A 24026-nucleotide genomic window follows, 5' to 3' on the forward strand; every position below is an offset into this window, starting at 1 on the left:
CGCTCGGCGTACGCACACCGCAGCCTTTCTGATCTGGACCAGGGCATTCGCCGTAGCCAAAGGCACGATTGAATCGAACCAAACGACTGACGCTGTATGGTTATGACGAGCCTTGGACAATACTGGCGAACGATCCGGCACCTGCATTCGCGGCAGGTAGTCCATCAGTGCATTCATCGGCTGCGGCAGCAACCAACGTTTCGGCTACTCAAGCAGGCACCGACTGGGCATCCGCTCACCGCGCCCGATCCGACCAAGCCTGTTTCGTACAATCCTGATGGTACTTTTTCCCTCTTAAACTGCCGGCCTATACGACCTGAGAGCTGGAATGAGCCCCGCTACGGTAAACTCTGGACCTACGCGCTTAATTATTTCGACTGTCTCAATCAGCCGACCATGGACTTGCCCACAGGGATGGCCCTGATCGAAGACTTTATTCAGGAATCGCACCTGATTACCGACGGCATGGAGCCGTACCCGATTTCGCTGCGGATTGGCAACTGGGTGCAGTTTTTGAGCCGCCACCACGTCCACGACACGTTCGTCAACACGCACCTGTTCATGCAGGCTGCTATTCTCAGTCAGCGGTTGGAGTACCACCTGGAAGGCAATCACCTGCTGGAAAACGGCTTTGCGCTGCTAACAGCCGCGCTCTTTTTTCAGCATCAGCCCTGGTTTAGCAAAGCGTGTGCAGTTATTGAGAGCGAACTGGAACGGCAGCTCCTACCCGATGGTGGCCATGACGAACGCAGTCCGATGTACCATCGGTTGCTGCTCGACCGACTGCTGGATCTGCTGCTCATGCTACGAAACAACGACTGGCAGCACGACACGAAACTGGTTGACTTCATGACGCGCAAGGCCGAAAAAATGCTGGCCTGGCTTGAAACAATCACGTTTAGTGACGGCTCAACACCGCTCGTCAACGACGCGGCTGCCGGCATAGCCCCAACGACAAGTCAGCTCCGCTGGAAAGCCATTCGCGTAGGCGTTCGCCCGTCGGGTGGGCGGCTGGTCGAGTCGGGATACCGCATGATTCGACAGGCCCGGTATGAACTGCTGGCCGACGTAGGCCCAATCGGTCCCGACCATCAGCCCGGACACGCCCATGCCGATACCCTGTCGTTTGTCCTGCATGTCGACAACAAACCAGTGCTGATCGACACAGCGACGTCGACTTATCAGCCGGGCGACCGGCGGTCGTGGGAGCGTAGCACGGCAGCTCATAACACCGTTGAAGTCGACGGTCAGAACTCGTCGGAAGTGTGGGGATGTTTCCGCGTTGGACAACGGGCGCGGGCAGTCATCATCGAAAACAGCGACGACATACTGACGGCCCGGCACGACGGCTATAGCCGGCTGGGAGTCATTCACGAACGCTGCTGGCACACGACGCCGACAGACATTCGTATTTACGATCACCTGATTCCTACCCGTCGCCACTTGACTCACCAGACGGGCATAGCGCGCTTTTACGTACATCCCGACGTCCGGGTTCAGCAGACGGCGTACGGTATTCAGGCTGGTCCCGTCAGCTTTTGTTTCCTGTCCGACCCGCCCCCATCCATTCGCCTTACCACCGTGGAACTCGCCGACGGGTTCAATCGACTCCGGCGCGGAACGTGTATTGCGGTAACGTTTCAGGAACAGCTTGCGACGACACTAGCCATCGCTTCATGACGATACTTTACCTGACTTATTTTTTTGATCCTGACCTGAGCGCCGGTTCGTTTCGCAACACACCCTTTGTCGACGAACTGGCCCGTCAGCTTACCCCCGCCGATACTATTCACGTAATTACGACGCAGCCGAATCGCTACTCATCGTTTAGTATGTCGGCACCCGCACGGGAAGAGCGTAGTCCAGCAGATGGCGCACGGGTCTGGGTCGAACGGGTTTCCGTACCGGCACACGGTGGTGGTATGGCTAGTCAGATTTGGTCATTTATATCGTATTTCCAGGCAGTTCATCGACTCACGCACAACCATCGGTACGACCGGGTCATGGCATCGTCGTCGCGCTTGTTCACCGCTTTTCTGGGTGCCCGGATCGCCCGGCGACAGCATAGCACGCTATCGCTCGACATCCGCGACCTGTTCCGGGAAAGTATTCTGGACGTGCTGACGAATCGCCCATTGAAGCGACTCCTCGACCCGGTTCTATCGGCAGTTGAGCGATATACCTTCGGTCAGACTCAGCATATTAATCTGGTATCGGCAGGGTTTCAACCCTATTTTAAGTCGTACCCGCAAGCCAACTACAGCTTTTTCACCAACGGCATTGACGACGAATTTTTAGCTGCTTTCTGTCCGACCTCCGATTCGAAGCAACCGAATTCGTTCCGCACCATTCTCTACGCCGGGAACATCGGCGAGGGGCAGGGCCTGCACACGATCATCCCGCAAGCAGCCCGCCTGTTGGGTATGAACTACCGGTTTGTCGTAATTGGTGATGGTGGAGCACGGCACAAGCTTGAAACGGCCGTTACGGCCGACGGCGTAACCAATGTAGAACTACACCCGCCCGTCAGCCGACACGAATTGCGCGACGCCTACGCGCAGGCCGACTACCTGTTTGTACACCTCAACGACCTTGACGCCTTCAGACGGGTGCTGCCGTCCAAGCTATTCGAGTATGGCGCTACCGACAAGCCTATCCTGGCCGGTGTGTCGGGCTATGCCGCGCAGTTTATTCGTACGCATCTCGACAATACACTGCTGTTTGCACCGGGCAACGCGGCCGAACTGATACGGCTGGTCAACCAGACTCCTTACTATCGGCAGACACGCCCGCACTTCGTTCAGCAGTTTCAGCGCCGACCGATCATGGCCGACATGGCCCGGCATTGGTTGAGTCCGGCTCCTGTTTTCCAGCAGACAGCGTCGGTGCAAGCATAAAAAAGCCGACAATCCCGTAGACTGTCGGCTTACCATCAATCGTTTCGGTGCTCGGCTAGCGAATGCTCCGGCCTACCGAAATCAGTTCTTCGGCGGGAACAGCCCCAACCACTTTCCGGATAACACGACCATCGCTGTTGATGTACAGCAGCGTCGGATAAGCCTCCAGCGGATAAATCTCAGACAGGGCCGGGCCTTCACCCTTCTCCATGTCCATCTTCACGTTGATGAACTTGCTGTTGTACAGATCACCAACAGCTTTCTGGGTGAATACTTTCTTTTGCAGCATCTTGCAAGGCCCACACCAGCTGGCGTAGGCGTCCAGGAAGATAATTTTCTTTTCCGCTTTCGCTTTTTTCAGGATGTCTTTCCACGACGCTTCGGTAAACTGAATTCCTTCTTCTTTAGCGACGGCAGCTTTGCCGGGCAACGACTTGCCGGGCAACGATTTGCCGGGCGCTGAAGCCCAGGTTCCGGCGAGTGTCACGCCAACAAGGAGAAAAACGAGCAGCCAAGTTACTTTTTTCATAGATCGACCGGCAAACCGGCATGTTAACTAGTGTCTGGATGCATAACGAATCGGCGACCTGCTTTCGTTTCTGCCGATTCTGAATATCAAAGTAAGTAAGCTCGCCAACAAAACGCAAGCCGTGGCTTTCTGCCGATTCTTTCCGAACTTTACCCCCCTGTTCGTACTGCCTCCGTTATGCCTGTCAAACAAGCCGAATTCTTCGTCAGCAACTCCGACCCAGCCAAGTGCCCCCCACCCGACCGCCCCGAATACGCATTTATCGGCCGTTCCAACGTGGGTAAGTCGTCGCTGATCAATATGCTGACGGGCCGCTCGTCGCTGGCCAAAACGTCGGGTAAGCCGGGCAAGACGCAGCTTATCAATCACTTCATTATCGACAATGAGTGGTACCTGGTCGACTTACCGGGCTATGGCTATGCGCAGGTCGGGAAAGCCGAGCGTGAGAAATTTGCCGCCCTGATCGACGGGTACCTGACGAGTCGCCCCAACCTGCTCTGCATATTCGTGCTGGTCGACTCCCGCATCGATCCGCAGCGCATTGACCTCGACTTCATGACCAACCTCGGCGAACGAGGTTTGCCGTTCGTCGTTGTTTTCACCAAGACGGAAAAATTGAGTCAGGTCAAGCTCCAGGCTGCCCTAGATCGCTACAAAGCCATTCTGCTGGAAACCTGGGAAGAAGCGCCTACCTTCTTTGTCACCTCAGCCGTAACCGCGCTGGGTCGTGAGGATATTCTGGGCTTCATTCGCCCGCTCAACGTCGAGTATCGGGCCGCCAAACAAGCCTCGCGCTGATCGCCCAACTCCGTTCGTTAATTCGCTTTAAAATCAGTAATCATCCGCCAAAAAGGCAATACGCCAGCCGAAACAGGCGTTAGTCAGTTACCAAAGTAGTTATGGAAGCCCTAAAACAGATTGCCAACATTGCCGGTCAGAGCGGCCTGTATCGTATCCTGAAACCCAGCCGCAATGGGGTCATTGTTGAAACACTTGACGACAAGAAAACCAAGACCATGATGGGCCCGACTGCCCGCGTTTCGGTCCTGAACGATATTTCTATTTACGTGGATACCGACGAACAGTCGGTGCCGCTGGCCGACGTTTTACTGGCCGTCAACGAAAAATACGGCGAAACGCTGACCGTTGATCCGAAAGGATCAAACGACGACCTGGCCGAGTTTATGGCTACCGTCGTTCCCGACTACGACCGGGAGCGCGTCCGCCCAACCGACATTAAGAAACTCATTGTGTGGTACGGTCTGCTCCGGCAGCATGCGCCCGAAATTTTCGAGAGCCAGCCCGAAGCCGACACAACCACCGAAGCACCGGCGACGGAAACCCAGCCGGACGAACAAGCCTAAGCAGTATCAGTCTACAGACTGCTCTGCACCGAATTTCATTTTTCAGTGAGAACGGAAAAGCCGCGATGACCCTTGGTTTCGCGGCTTTTTTTTGTTTTGGATGAAAGAGAAAAGACGGGAGAAGAAAGACGTAACGGTAAAAACCCCTAAATCCCCTAAAGGGGACTTTGTTCACAGACGAGCAAAGTCCCCTTCAGGGTAGGGTTGTTAAGTTCTAACCTGTTTACCCCCCAGCCCCCTAAAGGGGGAGTAGTTTGCTTGCGGAATGCTCCCCCTTTAGGGGGCTGGGGGGTATATGGGCCGTAGGGAATTTGGCCACTACCAGCGTTAAATCAAGAACTTAACAGCCCTGCCCTTCAGGGGATTTAGGGGTTTTGAGCGAACGAAACGTGCGAGTGACGCCTACGTCTTTTCTCTTTCTTCTTATCTCTTTTTTCTCAATTAATCCACCGTGCTGAGTTTGACGGTGTTGGTCCGGCGCGCCTGCGTCAGCGGCATGCTGAGCGTGTTGATAAAGATGTCGCCCGAGACCAGCTTCTTCTGACTAATCAGCGTTTGCTTGATACCTTCTACCGTTTCATCGACGGTCAGATTTGGGTTCACTTCGTACGGCATCGCCTGTACACCCCAGTACAAACCCAGCGTATTCCGCAGTTGCGCGTCTGGCGAGAACACCAGCAGATCCGCTTTGGGACGGTGGTGCGACAGCCGTACAGCCGTGTACCCCGAATTAGTGATACCGATTAGCGCTTTGGCGTTGGTGTCACGAGCCAGGCGGCAGGCACTCATCACGACGTTGTCGTTGATGGCGTTTTCGCTCGGGTTCTCGTTGACCTGCGCGTGGTAGCGATAGTAAATCTTGTCAGACGAGGTTTCCACCTGTCGGATGGTGTTCGCCATCGCTTCGACCGCCAGGATGGGGTATTTACCCGAAGCCGTTTCCGCACTCAGCATTACCGCATCGGCACCGTCGAGTACCGAGTTGGCGATGTCGTTGATTTCCGCGCGGGTCGGGCGGGGCGCGTCGATCATGCTTTCCAGCATCTGCGTGGCCACGATGACCGGCTTGGCAGCCCGGTTACACTTCTCAACCAGCATCTTCTGAATCATCGGCACCTCTTCGGCGGGCAGTTCTACCCCGAGGTCACCCCGCGCGACCATCAGGCCATCGGTGGCAGCAATGATTTCGTCGATGTTCTGGATGGCTTCCGGCTTTTCGATTTTGGCAATCACGCGGCTTTTCTTACCCCGCGACCGGATATATTCTTTGATTTCGATGATTTCCGAAGCCTCCCGTACAAACGACAGGGCAATCCATTCGGCGTCGTGTTCCAGACCAAACTCCAGATCGGCCCAGTCTTTTTCGGTCACGGCGGGCATCGACACTTTCGTGTTGGGCAGGTTGACCCCCTTCTTCGACTTCATCGGACCACCGTAGACAACTTCCGTAACGACATCGGTTCCTTCCGTCCGCAGTACGCGTACTTCCAGTTTGCCGTCGTCCATCAGGATACGCTCACCGGGATGCACGTCCTTGTACATGTCTTTGTAAGGCGTACTGACGCGCTCAGCGGTACCGACGATATCTTCGTTGGTGAAGGTCAGTTCGTTACCCGCTACGATCTGTACGCCGTCTTTACTTTCGACGTTACCGATGCGGATTTTAGGACCCTGCAAATCCTGCAATACGCAGAGGTTGAGGTTATGTTCAGCGTTGATTTCGCGAATGCGGTTCAACCGCATCAGGTGATCTTCGTGTGTACCGTGGGAGAAATTGAGCCGAAAGACATTTACTCCAGCTTGGGCCAGTGCCAGCAATTGTTCTTTCGTTTCGGAAGTCGGGCCTATCGTGGCCACGATCTTAGTTTTCTTAGACATGAGGGACGGGAAAAATTGGGCAAAATCGGGCAAAAGCCGGTGCAAAAATAACCGGCGGGGTAAATAAACAGTGGTGTTCACGGAAATTTTACCCGCTGTCCGTCGTTGCCTATCTTGCAACCCTATTCATAAACTGATGGATCTAGGATTACAAAACAAAGTCGTTGTCGTTACCGGCGGAGCACGGGGAATCGGCGAGGGAATCGTTCGAAGTCTGGCTGCCGAAGGTGCCATTCCAGTCATCGTCGGTCGTAGTGAAGTGTACAACCTAAAGCTGGTGGCAGACCTCGAAGCGGCCGGTCAGCAAGCCTTTCAGGTCGTCGCCAACCTCACCGACCCCGACGCGTCAAAGCAGGCCATCGACGCGATCATGGCACAATACGGTCGGATCGACGGACTGGTCAATAATGCGGGCGAAAACGACGGGGTTGGCCTGGAATCGGGCGACTACGAGCGCTTCATGCAATCGCTGCATAAGAACGTCGTGCATTATTACCTCATGGCTCATCACGCCCTGCCCGCTCTGAAAGCGTCGAAAGGGTCGATCGTCAATATCACATCGAAAACGGCCGATACGGGGCAGGGCAACACCTCGGCCTATGCCGCAGCCAACGGCGGTCGGAACGCGCTGACCCGCGAATGGGCCGTTGAACTGCTCAAATACGGCATTCGGGTGAATGCGGTCGTCGTGGCCGAATGCTGGACCCCGCTCTACGAACGCTGGATCGACTCGCTCCCCAATCCACAGGAAAAGCTGGCGTCGATCACGGCGCATATCCCGCTCGAAAACCGCATGACCACAACGCAGGAAATTGCCGACGCGGTGACATTCCTGGTGTCGCCCCGGTCAAGCCATACAACGGGTCAACTCGTGTACGTCGATGGCGGCTATGTTCACCTTGACCGGTCACTGGCCAACGCCGAATAGCGACAGAGAGATTAAACCTAAAAGGTTTCGAAAAATCTTTTAGGTTTGTGAATCAACACGTTATAGCCAGTACAAATCAGAACAGCAACGCCGGCAGCGTTGCTGTTCTGATTTACTACCTTTCCTGTTTGATCGAATATGTTTTACTTTTGCTATACAGCTTGCAACAGTAACTCAACGAATCGGTCGTGGTATCTCCGGCTCACCGCAAAATTATTCACGTCGACATGGACGCTTTCTACGCGTCTGTCGAGCAGCGCGACAATCCTGACCTGCGCGGTAAGCCCGTAGCGGTGGGTGGCTCGCGACAGCGTGGGGTGGTAGCCGCTGCGAGCTACGAAGCCCGGCAGTACGGCGTGTATTCGGCGATGGCCTCGTCAATTGCCGTTCGTAAATGCCCGGAACTGCTGTTTGTCAAACCCCGCTTTGACGTCTACAAAGCAGTGTCGTTGCAGATACGGGCCATCTTCGCCGACTATACCGACCTGATTGAACCGCTATCGCTGGACGAAGCCTACCTCGACGTCACCGACGCCACCGGTTCTGACCGTACCGCCACCCAACTCGCCCGTATGCTCAAAGAGCGCATCCGACAGGAAACGAACCTGACAGCATCGGCGGGCGTATCCTACAACAAATTCCTGGCGAAGCTGGCATCCGACTACAACAAGCCCGACGGGCTGTACGTCATCAAACCCCACCAGGGGCTGGACTTCGTGGCCAGACTATCGGTTGGGCAGTTTCATGGTATCGGGCGGGTAACGGCGGCAAGGCTCAACGACCTGGGCATTTTTACGGGTCTCGACCTACGCCAGCAAAGCGAAGCGTACCTGACCCAACAGTTCGGCAAAGTCGGCCACCACTACTACAGCATCGCCCGCGCCATCGACGAGCGGCCCGTCACGCCCAACCGCGCCCGTAAGTCGGTCGGCTCGGAAACAACGTTCGAGCAGGACTTGACCGACGAGCCGGATTTACTGGCGCAACTCGAACCACTGATCGACGACGTGTGGGATTACTGCGAACGAACCGCCATTCGGGGCCGGACAATTACGTTGAAGGTAAAATACAGTGACTTTCAGCAGATCACCCGCAGCCGGACCCTACTCAGCCCTGCCGTCAACCGGCCTATTATTGAGCATACGATTACGCAACTCTTACAGTCAATCCTGCCCGTCGACAAAGGCATTCGGCTGCTCGGCGTTTCCCTCTCGACCTTACAGCCGATCAACATGACACCAACAGGGCAACTGACACTGAATTGGTGATTATGGGGAAGAAAGAAGAGAGAAGAAAGAAAAAAGAACACGGTTCCTCTTTCCTCTTTCCTCTTTCCTCTTTCCTCTTTCCTCTTTCCTCTTTCCTCTTTCCTCTTTCCTCTTTCCTCTTTCCTCTTTCCTCTTTCCTCTTTCCTCTTTCCTCTTTCCTCTTTCCTCTTATTTCCGATAAATCGTCGAAGCTGCGGCCTGCGCGCTTGCCAGGATGGTCACGTCGGCGATGGTGACATGGGGCGGGGCGGTTACTGCATACACAATCGTATCGGCAATGTCTTTGGCTGATAGTGGTGTGAAGCCATCGTATACTTTTGCGGCTCGGTCGGCGTCGCCTTTGAATCGCGTGACGGAAAACTCCGTTTCTACCGCACCCGGCGCAATATTGGTCACCTTGATACCGTGCTGCGTCAGGTCGAGCCGCATACCCGCGCTCAGCGCTTCGACGGCCGCTTTCGACGCGCAATAAACCGCACCATTAGCGTATGTCTGCTTCCCGGCAATCGAACTCAGATTGACGATATGCCCCTTACCCCGGCTAACCATACCGGGCATCACGGCTCTCGACACGTAAAGCAGGCCCTGCACGTTGGCATCGATCATCAGGTCCCAGTCATCCGGATTACCGTCCTGAATAGAGTCGAGACCATGCGCGTTTCCGGCGTTGTTCACCAGCAGATCGATATCCTGCCAGTCAGCGGGCAGACCAGCAATGGCCGACTCGACGGCCGACCGGTCGCGCACGTCGAATGTAAGTGTATGCACCTCCGTTTGCCGGGCAAGCGCGCGGCTGAGTTCGTCGAGCCGGTCCTGCCGGCGACCACACAGAATAAGTCGATATTTCAAGGGGGCAAGGGCTTCGGCGGTGGCCCGGCCAATCCCCGATGTTGCGCCCGTAATCAATGCCAGCATGCGTCTGTTGCTCGTTTAGTGAGATAATTGGTCAAAATTAATCGAAAAAAAAGGCGTACTGTTTCCGAGAGCGTGAGCCAAAAACCGGCCCCAAATTTGCTTTTCGAGTAACCAGCGTTCCTGCGCTTTACTGCTTTATCCGCCTTAAAATCGACTCCTTAATGCGTACGATCACGTAACGTCCCGATCATGTCTCCCGACCTTTCAGTAGTCATCACCACCTTTCAGCAGCCAGCCCAGCTGCTAAAATGTCTTGACGCCCTGGAACGCCAGTCGCTACCCCGCCATCAGTTCGAAGTGATCGTCGTCGACGATGGCGACTCTCCGGCAACGGCTACAGCAGTCGCTTTGTTTACCCGTCAGCTTAACCAGCAGCATGGCGCTTTGGACGTTCGTTATTTACCGCAGTCTGTTCGCCGGGGTAGCGCTGCGGCCCGCAACCGGGGCTGGCAGGCCGCACGGGGCCGGATTGTCGCCTTCACCAACGGCGATTGCTTACCCCAGCCAACCTGGCTCGCCAATGCGCTGGCCTGCTTCGACGATGCGACAGAGGTTGTCACCGGTCAGTTGTGGCTTCAGCCCCCCTACGCTGATGAACCCCTCGGCCCGGACACGCTGGCTGCCGATCCGGTTAGCCTGCTGTCGGCGAACTGTTTCTGCCGGAAAACCACACTCGAACGACTGGGTGGTTTCCCGACAACGGTCACCTACAGTCGGCAGGCTGATCTTTTATTCCTGACAACACTGATTCAGCAGGCAGTACCGATCAGAAAGAGCAAAGACGTCCTCGTTGTTCAGTACATACCCGTACCACACAATTTGCCTGGCCGCTATACCCACCACCCGATGGAAGGCGCTGCCGTCACCGACGAGCAGGCCGTCCGGCAGTTTTGGGCGGAGGGCGGCACCAGCAGGCAGTCGCTTCCTGTTCACTGGGCCGCTATCAGCGGAGCAGTCATGGGGTTGATGGGGGTTCTGACGGGGGGTATTCTGATGGCGATGACCGGTTTTGGGGTATGGGTAACCCTGGCCGCCCTTTTTGGCAAACGCGAGTACCCATCAATGCAGCGACGAATGACCCTACTGACAATCGTGTGGACTCGGCTGAGTACGCCATTCGTTTCCGTCTACTGGCATCTGTACAGTGCGATCAAATACGGCGTTATGCACTGAACCGGTCGTCCGGGTATAAATGGGTTGCATTCGGCTTCTAGTACCGGCTCACCGTCGGACCGCAAACCAACGCCCTCATCCGGAACTACCACCTAACGGAATAAGTTGTTTTAACGGCCTGCCCGGTGAATCGACACCCTGCCAGCTTTACCGACAACGTTCCGTTACTCCTTCATGGATCATCTGCAACAAGAATTCAGCGTTCGCTTTTCGTACCCGATCTTTTTCACGAGCGATCTGTTTGCCACGACTAATTCGCTTTTTGCCGACTTCTTCAACAAATCGGCCGGTGCTGTCCGCCGGAAACTCCTGTTCATTGTTGATTCGGGCGTTGTCGAGGCACATCCCCAACTGCTTGATTCGATTCGGACTTACGTTGCTCAGCACGTAGCCGCGCTCGACCTGATCGATGATGTACTGGTACTGCCAGGCGGTGAGATTGCCAAGAACAGCCCCGATGCCGTCGAAACGATTGTCGACGCGATTGATCGCTACGGCGTCGACCGGCATTCGTTCGTCGTGGGTATTGGGGGTGGCTCGATTCTCGACATGGTTGGCTACGCAGCCGCTATCTCGCACCGGGGCATCCGCCACGTTCGTATTCCGACGACCGTTTTGTCGCAGAACGATTCGGGCGTGGGCGTCAAAAACGGGGTGAATTACCGGGGTAAGAAAAACTTTCTCGGCACGTTTGTCCCCCCCGTCGCGGTGTTCAACGACAGTACGTTTCTAACGACACTCGATGATCGCGACTGGCGGGCCGGTACGGCTGAAGCGATTAAAGTAGCGCTGATCAAAGACCGCGCGTTCTTCGACTGGCTCGACACCAACGCGACGGCACTGGCCCAGCGCGACCTACCGGCGATGCAGTATCTGATTCACCGCTGCGCCGACCTGCACCTGAAGCACATTGCCGGGGGCGACCCATTTGAGATGGGATCGTCGCGCCCGCTGGACTTCGGCCACTGGAGCGCACACAAGCTCGAACAACTGACCGACTTCGAATTACGGCATGGCGAGGCCGTAGCCATCGGCATTGCCCTCGACACACTGTACTCGCAGCAGCTGGGCTGGCTCAGCGAAGCCGACGCCGACCGGGTGCTGAACCTCATGCGTACACTGGGCTTCTCACTCTACCAACCCATGCTCGACGCCAACGATAGCGCCGACGTGCTGAAAGGACTCGCAGAATTTCGCGAACACCTTGGCGGTCAGCTCACGATCATGCTCCTGACAGGTCTCGGCACTGGCGTTGAAGTACACGAAATGGATGACAGCCGTATCCGGCAGGCCATTGCTCAGTTGAAACGCACCGAATCTCAACCCGCATGAAAACGGACATTGGCCACCTCGGGTACTGTACCAATATCCACCCCGGCGAGAGCTGGGCCGATCATTTCGCCGAACTGCAACGCGCGATTCCGGCCCTGAAAGCCCAATTGCCGCTGTCGGAAGACGGTAGTCAGCCCCGGCCGTTTGGTATCGGACTGCGCCTGTCGAATCAGGCTAGTGAAGAACTGGAGCAACCCGAAAACCTGATCGCCTTTCAACACTGGCTGGCCGACAACGACTGCTACATCTTCACGATGAACGGATTTCCGTACGGTGGCTTTCACCACACGGTCGTGAAAGATCAGGTCCATGCGCCCGACTGGACCACCGAAGCACGGGTTGAGTACACCAAGCGGCTATTCCGGTTGCTGGCTATTCTACTGCCGGTCGATGAGCTGGGGAATGCAATCCAGGGTGGCATTTCGACCTCGCCCCTTTCGTATCGGCACTGGTTTGAGTGGAACCAGCCAGCCGCTCGTGATTACCTGTTTTCGCAGACGACGCAGAACCTGCTCGAAGTGGTAGCGGAGCTGATTACGCTGCGGCAACAGACCGACCGACTGATGCACCTCGATATCGAACCCGAACCCGACGGTCTGCTCGAAACAACCGACGAGTTTATCGCCTGGTACACCGATTACCTGCTTCCGATGGGTATCGAGCAACTGACAGAGCAGTTTGGCCTGACCGACGAGGCTGCCGAAACGGCTATCTGCGAACACGTGCGGCTCTGTTACGACGTTTGTCACGCAGCAGTTAGCTACGAACGGCCGGTCGACGTGCTCGATAAACTGAAAAAATACGGACTACGTGTCGGGAAAGTACAGATTAGCGCGGCCCTGAAAGCCGACTTCCCGGCGGATAACGCGACCGAACGCGCAGCCGTTAAGGAAACGTTTGCCCGGTTCAACGAGCCGACCTACCTGCATCAGGTGGTGGCGCGAACGACGGCTAATCAACTGCTCCGTTTCGCCGATTTACCCGATGCGCTGGCGGCCTTCGACGACACCCATGCCGAGTGGCGGGCGCATTTTCACGTACCCCTGTTCGCCGACGGGTACGGGCAGCTTCACTCGACCCGCGACGCCATTACGGAGGTGATTCAACTGCAAAAGAAACGATCGTTTACCAATCAGTTTGAAGTCGAAACGTACACCTGGGACGTACTACCAGCCGAACTGAAAACCAACCTCGTCGACTCCATCGCCCGCGAACTCAGTTGGGTGGCGAAGCAGCTATAACGTTTACGGTATACAGTTTTCAGTTTACGGTCGTTTGTCACAGTCAGCATCCAGCACAGGCCTTTTCTCCAGGATGGGTGCTGCAGTCGACAGACAGATTGTAGCAGGCGTTCCCTTTGCACGAAGTAGCTGATACGTAAACCGGTAGCGTTCCCAATGAGTAATCCGCCGTTGTAACCCGCTTCACGAACAAGAACCGAAAACAGTAAACCGTATACCAACAATGCAAAAGACCGTAGTAATCGACGTTGTGGGCCTGTCGTACTCGCTGATTGGCGAACACACCCCCTTCCTGAAGCAGTGGATGGCGAACCGGAATCAGGCCACCATCGACCCGATGCTCCCCGCACTGACAACGTCGGTGCAGTCGACCTACGTTACGGGTAAGTGGCCCAGCGAGACAGGCATCGTCGGCAACGGCTGGTACGACCGGACCGATGCCGAAGTGAAGATGTGGAAGCAGTCGAACAAACTGGTATCGGGTGAAAAAATCTGGGACCGCGCACGGCAGCAGGACCCGTCGTTTACGGTGTCGAAAATGTTCTGGTGGTACAATATGTACTCCTCGGCCGATTATTCGGCAACGCCCCGCCCGCAGTATCCATCGGACGGCCTGAAAATTCCGGATTGTTACACGCAACCCGCCGACCTGCGCGACCGGCTGCAACAGGAACTGGGTACATTTCCCCTGTTCCATTTCTGGGGTCCACAAACGACCATCAAAAGCTCGCGCTGGATTGCCGACGCGTCGATGCTGGTCGACAAATGGCACGACCCGACGCTTACGCTGATCTACCTGCCGCACCTCGACTATTGCCTGCAAAAATTCGGTGAGGATACGACGAAAATAGCCAGCGACCTGCGCGAGATCGATGACGTCTGCCGCGACCTGATTCAGTATTACGAGCAAAAGGGCGCTGAAATCGTCGTGCTGTCGGAGTACGGCATTACCAACGTCAACCGCCCCGTTCACCTGAACCGGATTTTGCGTGAAGCCGGCATGATTCGCTACCGGGAAGAGCGCGGCCTTGAATTGTTCGACGCTGGAGCATCACCTGCCTTTGCCCTGTCAGACCATCAGGTCGCCCATGTGTATGTCAACGACCCCTCGGTGTACGACCAGGTCCGGACTTTGCTGGAAAAGACGCCCGGTGTTGAACGCGTACTCGACCGCGCGCAACAGAAAGCCGAACATATCGATCACGAGCGGGCCGGCGACTTTGTCGTCGTGGCCGATGCCGACAGCTGGTTCACGTACTATTATTGGCTCGACGATGCCCGCGCGCCCGACTTCGCCCGGCTGGTAGCCATCCACCAGAAACCCGGCTACGACCCCGCCGAGATGTTTATGGACCAGACAAACCCGCTGATTAAGTTGAAAGCCGGGTATAAACTGGGACGTAAGCTGCTGGGCTTCCGGTATCTGATGAACGTTATTTCACTGGATGCAACCCTGGTCAAGGGATCACACGGCCGTACCGGAACGGCTCCGAAACACCATCCCGTTTTCATCAGCAACCGACAAACACCTAACCGACTGACGGCCGTTGATGTGTACGACCTGTTGTGGGAGATTCTGACAGCACCGGTCACGGCCTGACGTCAACGCCATTCACGGGCAGCCGTAAAATAGCCAGCGCAGGCTGTCAGGTCATGAAAAGGAACCGGACATCTTGCGTTGAAGCGGGGCCGTTCGTACCTTAGAATCAGCGTCAAGGCCAGTCAAACCGGTGCTCATGAAAGCGATTCTAGTTCTATCCTCTTTGTTGGCCGTGAGCTGTGCGTCGAACCGGCCCGCAGCCACCAACGCACCCACGGACGGGGCGGAGTACTACCAACTCAATCAGTCGGGCTTGCCGGCGTCGTCAAGGCTTTACCCTGATCCCCAGGGTGGGTTGGGCCATTCGCAGGACCCCGACATTCGCGTTACCGACATCCGCCTGACGGCCAGCTATACGGTCGTCTACATGACGTTTGCCAAAGATCCCAACAGTCGCGACGGTAGCTACTTCGGTACCAGCAGTATCTCGTTCAACCCAAAGGCGAAGCTGGCTTCGGGCGACGGGCGTAAAACCTACGCGCTCGTTAAAGCCGATGGCATTCCGATGTCGCCCGATACCCGCGATATCAAGAATGACGAGCGTGTAGCGTTCGTGCTTTATTTCGAACGGCTGGATGAAGGCGTCGAACACTTCGACTTGTTTGAGTGCCAGAGCGATAACCAGAACTCCTGCTTCAACGTAGCGGGACTGGCGGTTGAAAACCCCGCGCGCCCGACACCCGCCAAGCTACGTTGATGCGTATTTTCCCATCATGTATACACCGAACACCAACGACGAACGTTACTAGTAGATAGTCTCTGTTTGTCGATTGTCTTTTAGTATGTTCTTTTCCTCGATTTACCAACGCGTTAGCCGGCTCTACCGCCCGGCCTGTCTCCTGTTTCTCTTTTCATCGATCAGCCTGCTGGCACTCGCCCAGACCAACCTCTCGTTCCACCTTCTCAGTGGCTATCTGCTGAGTCCTGACGCCAAAATCAACAAGGGCAAGGCGACCCTGTTTGTCTTTCAGGAAGCCGACACATTTGCGGATACCTTCAAACCGGCGACAACAACCAGTAAGCGCCCGGAATTACCCAACTTCAAACGGGACATGGTCATCGGTATCGCGACGCCAGCCACCAGTAAGCCACCCCGCCTATCGGTTAGCCGGGTTTTTGTGCAGGATTCGACGCTTACTGTCCGGTACATACGCCTGGCGGACACGACCAAACAGACACAAACCTCCGTTGTGCAGCCAACGCTGGTGTTCAGTATACCAAAACAGAGCGTTTTACGGGCCCGTTTAATAGAAAATGGCAAATTAATTCAGACGATAAAGCAGACAGAATCAGCTACTAACTGATTTCGTACGGGCAGCTGCGTGGCTTGTTCCGTTGACGATTGCGTCAATAAGTAGTATCTGGACCCGTTTTTGCTGAAAACTAACGGAAAGCTGCGGTGCAAAATCCCTGTTACACTGTCTGATAATCCTGTCAAACGCACTAATCTGTTTTCCGAATACGGCGTATGTATGTGCAATGCGTAGGGTTAGCCGTGTAATGCGGGCGGCCTCTTATCCGCACGTTAAGTGAATGACTACTGTGTTCGTTTGTCTGTCTTTATTGCTGGAGCTGGCGTGTGCTTACGTGTACATACGCGACGCCGTAACTACCCGACAAAGCCAGTCCCAACGTATCGTACTGCTCCTTTTCGGCATGGTCTTCGGCAGCATGGCCGTGGTGCTTGCGTACTGTCTGCTGGCAAGCTAACGAATCCGAACTGACTACCCGCCCATCGGTGTTCGGGTGTATAAGGTAATGCATCGCGGGGCGACCCGTCGTGGCCCCGACCGATTTACCTATCTTTGCCTTTACTTTCATATTATACCCCGCCTGGCCACCTACACGACTAGCTGGCCGGTCGATTAATTATAGCAGGCGTGACTTATCAGCAATACGACTCCCTCGACTACGCTAAACTCGCAGCCGAGGTTCTGACCTACTGGAACCAGAATCAGGTGTTTGAGCAGTCCGTTGCCCACCGCGACGGCCAACCCACGTTTACGTTTTTTGAAGGCCCGCCTTCGGCCAACGGTACACCGGGTATTCACCACGTCATGGCCCGGACGATCAAGGACATTTTCTGCCGGTACAAAACGTTGCAGGGTTTCCAGGTCAACCGAAAGGGGGGCTGGGATACGCACGGGCTGCCGATCGAACTACAGGTCGAAAAAGAACTGGGTATCACCAAAGATGACATCGGCAAGACGATCAGCGTTGAAGAGTACAACCGCCGATGCCGTGAGACGGTCATGCGGTTTACGGATCAGTGGAACGACCTGACCCAGAAAATGGGCTACTGGGTCGATCTGGACAACCCATACGTCACGTACAAAAACGAATACATCGAGTCGGTCTGGTGGTTGCTGAAACAGTTATACGACCAGAATCTGCTGTACAAAGGCTACACCATTCAGCCCTTCTCGCCCAAAGCCGGGACGGGTCTCAGTTCGCACGAGCTGAATCAGCCGGGGACTTACAAAGACGTTCGCGACACAACCATCGTTGCCCAGTTTCGGGTAAAACTGACGGGCAAATCGGGTTATCTGTTCGACAGTGCCGACTCGGACGAGGTCTTTATCCTGGCCTGGACAACCACGCCCTGGACGCTACCCGCCAACTCAGCCCTGACCGTCGGCAAGGACATCGAGTACGTGTTGATCAAGACGTTCAACGCCTATACCTTCCAGCCGATCAACGTCGTACTGGCTAAGGCACTGGTTGGCCGGTGGTTCAACGAGAAAGCCCGCGTTGACTCGCCCAACGATCCGGCCTTCGACGCGTACCAACCTACTGAAAAAAATATTCCCTGGGCGTACATCGACATCCCCGGCCTGAAAGGTGAACACCTGCTCGACATCGAATATGAGCAGTTGATGCCGTATGTCCAGCCCGATGCACCAGCCTTCAAAGTTATTGCCGGTGATTTCGTCACGACGGAAGACGGTACGGGTATCGTGCATACCTCGCCGACCTTCGGTGCCGACGACTTCCGCGTTGCGCAGGCAGCGGGCATTCCGGCTATCCTGGTAAAAGACGAAACCGGTAAGGAAGTCCCCATCGTGGACCGGCAGGGTCGTTTTGTGTCAGAAATTACCGACTTCGCCGGTCGGTATGTCAAGGAAGAATATTACAGCGACGAAGAGCGCGACGAGCCGGAATTCAAACCAACCGACGTACTGATCTCGATCAAGCTGAAGCAGGAAAACAAAGCGTTCCGGGTTGAAAAGTACGAACACCCGTACCCGCACTGCTGGCGCACTGACAAGCCGATTCTATACTACCCGCTCGACAGCTGGTTTATTCGCACGACGGCGAAGAAAGACCGGCTCGTTGAACTGAACAAGACGATCAACTGGCAACCTGAAAGCACCGGTACCGGCCGCTTCGGCAACTGGCTCGAAAACCTCGTCGACTGGAACCTCAGCCGCAGCCGCTACTGGGGTACCCCCCTACCAATCTGGCGCAGCGACGCTGGCGATGAAGTGTGTATTGGCTCGATCGATGAACTGACAAGCCGGGTTAAAGAGGCTGCCGATTCCGGTAAGCTGACCGACGAGCAAAAGGAGAAGAACAATCAGTTTATTGCCAAGGCGGTATCAGACAAAGAAAACTTCGATCTGCACCGCCCGTACGTTGACGAAATCTACCTGATTTCGGAATCGGGCAATGTTATGCAGCGCGAGCCGGACCTGATCGACGTGTGGTTCGATTCGGGTGCGATGCCCTACGCGCAGTGGCACTACCCGTTCGAGAATAAAGACAAAATCGACAACGGTACGGCCTTCCCGGCAGACTTCATTTCGGAAGGTGTCGATCAGACGCGGGGCTGGTTCTTTACGCTCCACGCCATCGCCGGTATGCTGTTCGATTCGGTCGCGTTTAAAAACGTCGTGTCGACAGGGCTGGTCCTCGACAAGAACGGCAACAAAATGTCGAAGCGGCTGGGTAACGCCGTCGACCCGTTCGCGACGCTGGCGCAGTACGGCCCCGACGCAACGCGCTGGTACATGATTACCAACGCCGAGCCGTGGGACAACCTGAAGTTCAACCTCGATGGTGTCGGCGAAGTACAGCGGAAACTGTTCGGCACGCTGTCGAACACGTATAATTTCTTCGCGCTGTACGCTAACCTCGATAAGTTTACGGTGGGCGCGGCCGGTGCAGGCAATTCGGTACCGGTGGCCGAACGGCCCGAACTCGACCGCTGGATTCTGTCGAAACTTCAGTCGCTGATACTGGAGGTAGAAGGGCAGTTCGATAGCTACAACCCCACCAAGGCGGGTCGGGCTATCCAGGACTTCGTCAACGATCAGTTGTCGAACTGGTACGTGCGGCTGTCGCGCCGGCGTTTCTGGGCAGGCTCGGCGCACGAAGGAGCGCAGATGACCACCGACAAGCAGGCAGCGTACGAAACGCTGTATACCTGCCTGACTACCGTGGCTCAGTTGATGTCGCCCATCGCGCCGTTCTACGCCGACTGGCTGTACCGCAACCTGACCGAAGATGCCAGTTCGGTGCATTTGACCGACTTCCCCCAAGCCGATCAGGCGCAGATCGATGCCGATCTGGAAACGTCAATGACGCTGGCACAGCAGGTATCGTCGCTGGTACACTCGCTGCGGAAAGGGCACAAGCTGAAAGTGCGGCAACCGCTGAGCCGGGTATTGATCCCCGTGCTCAACCCGACAACGCGTCGGCAGATCGAACACGTTGCACCGATTATCAAATCGGAGGTGAACGTCAAGGAAGTCGAGTTTATCGACGACGCCAGCGGCATTCTGAAGAAGCGCGTCAAGCCGAACTTTAAAGCACTGGGCCCACGCTTCGGCAAGCAGATGAAAGACGTAGCTGCCGCCATCACGGCCATGGACGAGTCGCAACTGGCCCAGTTGGAGCAACAGGGTACCATCGACCTGACGCCGTTCACGATTCAACTCAGCGACGTTGAGATTCAGACGGAAGACATTCCGGGCTGGCTGGTTGCCAGTGAAGGCGGCCTGACGGTTGCGCTCGACGTAACGGTTACGGATGAGCTCCGGCGCGAAGGCATTGCTCGCGACTTCGTGAACCGGATTCAGAACCTGCGCAAAGACATGCAATTCGACGTAACCGATAAAATCACGATTGAAATCGGGCAAACCGACGCCCAGTTGATCGACGCGATCGAAGCTAACCGGCCCTACATTCAGCAGGAAGTACAGGCCGTATCCCTACAAGTCGTACCCGATCTCAACGGCGCGTCGACCGAAGTGGAAATTGACGAATTCCGGCTACGGGTGCTGATCGGTAAGAGTTAAGCAGCCTGTTGAAGAATAACCAGCCCGGTCTACTCAACGAGTGTAGACCGGGCTTTTTCTTTTTTAGAAACTACGTCGGATCTTTACTTTTTACCCATTTTCCTACCGTTTAGTTTATTTTTTGTTACTAAATAATAATATTATAAATATAAATGTACTAATAACTAGTTGTCGGCATAGCATTTGTAATCTAACGAAGATATACGGCTAACTGGATGACTAGCTAGTTGATCGTACATCTGGCGGTAGCACAAACCGCTTTATCCAACTAAAAACATTACAGCGTTAGTGCAGCCATTCGGTGGCCTATCGCCTTTACCGTACCGCTTACTTATGATAGAGCCTCTACAAACGTCTTTACAGTCGTTCGTAAACAGTTACAAAGCTGTGATGTGGCGACTGCGCGAGTGCCCACTCAATGACGAACAGCTAGCAGCAGCCATTGGCGTCAGCAGCAGCGTGATTCGTAGCCGCCGATCCAAGCCTGACCTTTGGAAATTGTCCGACATCAACCGGTTGTCGGTTTATTTTACCATGCCGACAACCGCCTGTAGCCAGCTCGACCAGTTGTTGAAAGAGTTACCGCAACAATGGGTGTCGCTACCCATGCGCGAACGCCGACGCTACGAACGGCTACTGCCCGTCAAGAAATCGCAGTTTCATGCGTACAACCTGAGCGACTGGCCGGTCCACCATTTGCTGAAAATGCATCAGAATCTGATTCTGAACGACGAGTTAGCCTCCTGATCCGGTACCCGCTCCGCAAGGGTGGGTGACAACCGGGGTGCTGGTAATTCCAGCCCCCGGTTTATTTTTGTCATGTAATTCATCCCCGTAGCATGACAAACCTGTTTACCCGCCTTCTTCTGGTGTACCTGATTGGCTGTGTGCCAGCACTCGCACAAACTGTCCAGCTGGTGCGCGGCCCGTATATTCAGGTTGTTACGCCGACCTCAGCCATCGTACGCTGGCGTACCAGTCAGCCCACCGTTGGACGCTTGTGGTACGGAACATCGCCGACGTCACTCAGCAGCGAACAGCGAGAAACGCAGGCAACGCAGGAACACGTCATCACCGTCAGCGGGTTGCAACCCGCCACCCGCTACGCCTACGCGATCGGTTTCGACGACACCAAACTGGCATCGGGGAACGATTACTACATCCCAACCGCGCCGACCACCGGCAGCACGCACCCGTTCCGCATCTGGGCGCTGGGCGACTTCGGTATCGGCAGCGACAATCAAAAGCAAGTTTATCAGGCACTGCGCAACGCGACAACCAACCGCACCCCGGACCTGTGGGTCTGGCTTGGCGACAACGCGTATTGCTGCGGTACGGACGATCAGTACCAGCAATACGTCTTTGACCTGTACGGCCCTTCGCTACGCAACATTCCTATCTTCCCGACGCCCGGTAACCACGACTACGCCGACAGTCGCACCAATTTCGACATTGCCTATTACAAGCTTTTTTCGTTTCCAACGCAGGGCGAAGCGGGGGGCGTTCCGTCGGGATCGAAGTCGTATTTCTCGGCCAACTACGGTAATGTTCACCTGATTTCGCTGGATTCGCAGGCGCAGGAAGACGGCATCTACCGGCTCTACGACACCACCAGCCGGCAGGTTCAGTGGCTAAAACGGGATCTGGCCACCAACAAACTACCGTGGACGATCGTCATTTTTCACCACCCGCCCTACAGCAAAGGCGGGCATGATTCCGATACGGAAGATCAGATGGCGATGATTCGCCGAAACCTGACGCCTATCCTCGAACGCTATGGCGTCGACCTGGTGATGAACGGCCACAGCCACGGCTATGAGCGCTACTACCGGCTGAAAAACATGACGGGTTTTGCCGACACCTACAAAGCCGACGTCAACAGAGCCGAAACGACCACCGGCCGCTACGATGGCTCGGCAAACTCCTGCCCGATTCTGATGAAAGGACAGGGGACGGTCTACGTGGTCAACGGGTCTGGGGGTGCGCTGGGGGGGCAATCGCCTGGCTTTCCGCATCCGGCTACGGTCTACGCCAACACCTACGTGGGTGGGTCGATGTTGCTCGACGTGAACGATAACCGGCTCGATGCACAGCTGATTCTGTCGGATGGCACCTCGCCCGACCGGTTCACAATCATCAAGAATACGAATAAAACAACCTCACTGACCGCCGAATACGCAGACACCCTGGCCTTGCAGGCGTCGTGGCCCGGCGTGAATTCGCCAGCGGCTTCTACCCCTAACGCAGCCGACAACATATATCGCTGGCCTACCGGCGCAACCAGCCGTGCTATTCGGTACCCAGCCAACCGGGCAGGCACCTACACCATCGACGTTACCGATGATAAGCAATGTCTCGTCGACAAGTTCACCCTGACGGTCTCTGCGCAGCCCCGCCTGACGACCCGTACGGCTACGACGGCCTGTGCAGGCAGCACAATTCCGGTCACGGCCTCGCCCGAAAACACAACCAAAGCCACGGGCTGGCAGTACGACGTTTTGTTGTCCGACGCGTCCGGCAGTTTCGCCACGGAGCGGGTTGTTGGTAGCGGATCGATCAATTCGTTACAGGCAAACCTACCAGCCGACATAGCAGGCAGTGGCTATCGACTGCGGGTACGGGCACGGGGCATAAACTACGCGGAGCTGGTTGCCAGCGACGCCATCACCATTCGCTCAGCACCAACGGCTACGTTGACAGGTTCGAGCACGGTGGTACAGGGTACACCCACTTCCTTAACGCTAACCTTCACCGGCGATGCCCCCTGGCAGGGTACCCTCTCCGATGGTACAGCTTTTTCAGCCACCAGTTCACCAATAGCCTTGACGATTTCCCCCGCTCGGACAACTACCTACTCGATCGCGTCGCTGCGCAATGGCTGCGGCACGGGTACAGTAACGGGACAAAGCACGGTAACGGTACTTATTCCAACCGAAACAGAAGCCTTTGCCGGTGGTCAATTGTCGCTTTTCCCCAACCCGACAAAAGACAACGTCCAGCTAAAACTGACCACGACTCAGGTGAACCCAATCAGCGTAGTCCTGCGAGACGTGCAGGGCCAGACACTGTACCAGCAACAGTTCAGCCCGGCCAACACACTAACGACGACCATCCCGATTACGGCCCCAACAGGTACCTACCTGCTTTCAGTAACCGTCGGTACGCAGACGATCACCCGAAAAGTGGTGAAAGAGTAGATTCTATGGTAGTACTGCGGAAAAGTCAGGCACTGGTCTCCTGGGAAATTGGTCATTTGCCTCAGCTAGTGCTTGTAACCGTCATAGGATAAGGAGCATTTATTGCAATGCTGACGAGAACGAGTTAACTGACAAACTACATTAATGCTATTCCCGCGATAATTGTATTATTCTTATAAGTGTTGCTCATAAAATTTATGTCAAGGGATTAAAACAAGATCAATCGCCCCATAAAAGCCCTAGAAAGGAACAGGATTGTAAATTGGAAAGGGAAGAGAAAAGTCTGATGTTATGTTAAGCGATTATTCGTAGAGTGTGTGGACAATCATAGTAAACTTAGCGAATAGTATGACCTTTGTGGTATGAAACGCTACGAGCTGTCTGATCAACAATGGACCCGAATT

19 protein-coding genes are annotated in these 24026 nt (G+C 55.4%); 15 read left to right on the plus strand and 4 right to left on the minus strand.

The genetic code is table 11. The features are described 5' to 3' along the window. The first annotated feature begins 102 nt into the window (after positions 1–102). Positions 103–1680, plus strand: a complete 1578-nt coding sequence (locus tag CLV58_RS06555) for an alginate lyase family protein (protein ID WP_106137017.1) — start codon at positions 103–105, stop codon at positions 1678–1680. Next, positions 1677–2897 (plus strand): glycosyltransferase family 4 protein, encoded by a 1221-nt coding sequence (locus CLV58_RS06560; protein ID WP_106136976.1) that lies wholly within the window; start codon positions 1677–1679, stop codon positions 2895–2897. The genes CLV58_RS06555 and CLV58_RS06560 overlap by 4 nt, the downstream gene beginning before the upstream one ends. A 55-nt stretch (positions 2898–2952) precedes the next feature. Here CLV58_RS06560 and CLV58_RS06565 read toward each other — a convergent pair whose 3' ends face one another. Next, positions 2953–3426, minus strand: a complete 474-nt coding sequence (locus CLV58_RS06565) for a thioredoxin family protein (protein ID WP_106136977.1) — start codon at positions 3424–3426, stop codon at positions 2953–2955. 177 nt (positions 3427–3603) lie between these two features. On the opposite strand from CLV58_RS06565, the gene yihA reads away from it, so the two are divergent. Both yihA and CLV58_RS06575 read left to right on the plus strand, forming a co-directional pair. Then, positions 3604–4224 (plus strand): ribosome biogenesis GTP-binding protein YihA/YsxC, encoded by a 621-nt coding sequence (gene yihA, locus CLV58_RS06570; protein WP_106136978.1) that lies wholly within the window; start codon positions 3604–3606, stop codon positions 4222–4224. 101 nt (positions 4225–4325) lie between these two features. Beyond that, the gene (locus tag CLV58_RS06575; protein WP_106136979.1) at positions 4326–4790 is read left to right on the plus strand and encodes a DUF5606 family protein; all 465 of its coding nucleotides are present in this window, start codon (positions 4326–4328) and stop codon (positions 4788–4790) included. A 441-nt stretch (positions 4791–5231) separates the two neighbouring features. Here the strand turns inward: CLV58_RS06575 and pyk are convergent, their stop codons facing one another. Next, on the minus strand, positions 5232–6668 hold the full coding sequence (pyk, locus tag CLV58_RS06580) for a pyruvate kinase (protein ID WP_106136980.1): 1437 nt from the start codon (positions 6666–6668) through the stop codon (positions 5232–5234). Between the two features lie 136 nt (positions 6669–6804). Here pyk and CLV58_RS06585 point away from each other — a divergent pair, with 136 nt between their 5' ends. Together CLV58_RS06585 and dinB are read left to right on the plus strand one after the other, a co-directional pair. Continuing rightward, a complete protein-coding gene (locus tag CLV58_RS06585; protein ID WP_106136981.1) occupies positions 6805–7596 on the plus strand; it encodes an L-fucose dehydrogenase in 792 nt (263 codons plus the stop codon). A gap of 227 nt (positions 7597–7823) precedes the next feature. Next, complete coding sequence (dinB, locus tag CLV58_RS06590) at positions 7824–8864, plus strand: DNA polymerase IV (RefSeq protein WP_245882244.1); 1041 nt, start codon at positions 7824–7826, stop codon at positions 8862–8864. 168 nt (positions 8865–9032) lie between these two features. Here the strand turns inward: dinB and CLV58_RS06600 are convergent, their stop codons facing one another. Continuing rightward, positions 9033–9779 carry an SDR family NAD(P)-dependent oxidoreductase gene (locus CLV58_RS06600; RefSeq protein WP_106136983.1) on the minus strand — a complete coding sequence of 249 codons (747 nt, stop codon included), beginning with the start codon at positions 9777–9779 and terminating at the stop codon, positions 9033–9035. A 189-nt stretch (positions 9780–9968) separates the two neighbouring features. Between CLV58_RS06600 and CLV58_RS06605 the strand changes: the two genes are divergently transcribed. From CLV58_RS06605 to CLV58_RS06630, 6 genes are all read left to right on the plus strand, one after another. Then, positions 9969–10952 carry a glycosyltransferase family A protein gene (locus tag CLV58_RS06605; protein ID WP_106136984.1) on the plus strand — a complete coding sequence of 328 codons (984 nt, stop codon included), beginning with the start codon at positions 9969–9971 and terminating at the stop codon, positions 10950–10952. Positions 10953–11126: 174 nt separating this feature from the next. Further along, the gene (locus CLV58_RS06610; protein ID WP_106136985.1) at positions 11127–12284 is read left to right on the plus strand and encodes a 3-dehydroquinate synthase; all 1158 of its coding nucleotides are present in this window, start codon (positions 11127–11129) and stop codon (positions 12282–12284) included. Further along, entirely contained in the window at positions 12281–13525 is a 1245-nt protein-coding gene (eboE, locus tag CLV58_RS06615) for a metabolite traffic protein EboE (protein ID WP_106136986.1), read from the plus strand. The genes CLV58_RS06610 and eboE overlap by 4 nt, the downstream gene beginning before the upstream one ends. 223 nt (positions 13526–13748) lie before the next feature. Next, positions 13749–15125 (plus strand): alkaline phosphatase family protein, encoded by a 1377-nt coding sequence (locus CLV58_RS06620; protein WP_106136987.1) that lies wholly within the window; start codon positions 13749–13751, stop codon positions 15123–15125. A gap of 136 nt (positions 15126–15261) precedes the next feature. Further along, positions 15262–15822: a hypothetical protein gene (locus tag CLV58_RS06625; RefSeq protein ID WP_106136988.1), complete on the plus strand. Its 561-nt coding sequence runs from the start codon at positions 15262–15264 to the stop codon at positions 15820–15822. A gap of 85 nt (positions 15823–15907) precedes the next feature. Next, positions 15908–16429: a hypothetical protein gene (locus tag CLV58_RS06630; RefSeq protein WP_106136989.1), complete on the plus strand. Its 522-nt coding sequence runs from the start codon at positions 15908–15910 to the stop codon at positions 16427–16429. Between the two features lie 256 nt (positions 16430–16685). Here CLV58_RS06630 and CLV58_RS27965 read toward each other — a convergent pair whose 3' ends face one another. Further along, positions 16686–16889, minus strand: a complete 204-nt coding sequence (locus CLV58_RS27965) for a hypothetical protein (RefSeq protein ID WP_170108657.1) — start codon at positions 16887–16889, stop codon at positions 16686–16688. 107 nt (positions 16890–16996) lie between these two features. On the opposite strand from CLV58_RS27965, the gene ileS reads away from it, so the two are divergent. From ileS to CLV58_RS06645, 3 genes are all read left to right on the plus strand, one after another. Then, positions 16997–20425, plus strand: a complete 3429-nt coding sequence (ileS, locus tag CLV58_RS06635) for an isoleucine--tRNA ligase (RefSeq protein ID WP_106136990.1) — start codon at positions 16997–16999, stop codon at positions 20423–20425. 333 nt (positions 20426–20758) lie between these two features. Continuing rightward, the gene (locus CLV58_RS06640; protein ID WP_245882243.1) at positions 20759–21172 is read left to right on the plus strand and encodes a hypothetical protein; all 414 of its coding nucleotides are present in this window, start codon (positions 20759–20761) and stop codon (positions 21170–21172) included. Between the two features lie 92 nt (positions 21173–21264). Continuing rightward, entirely contained in the window at positions 21265–23622 is a 2358-nt protein-coding gene (locus tag CLV58_RS06645; RefSeq protein ID WP_106136992.1) for a metallophosphoesterase, read from the plus strand. The last annotated feature ends 404 nt before the right edge of the window (positions 23623–24026 follow it).

The organism is Spirosoma oryzae, from assembly GCF_003002825.1.
GTDB classification, from domain to species: Bacteria; Bacteroidota; Bacteroidia; order Cytophagales; family Spirosomataceae; genus Spirosoma; species Spirosoma oryzae.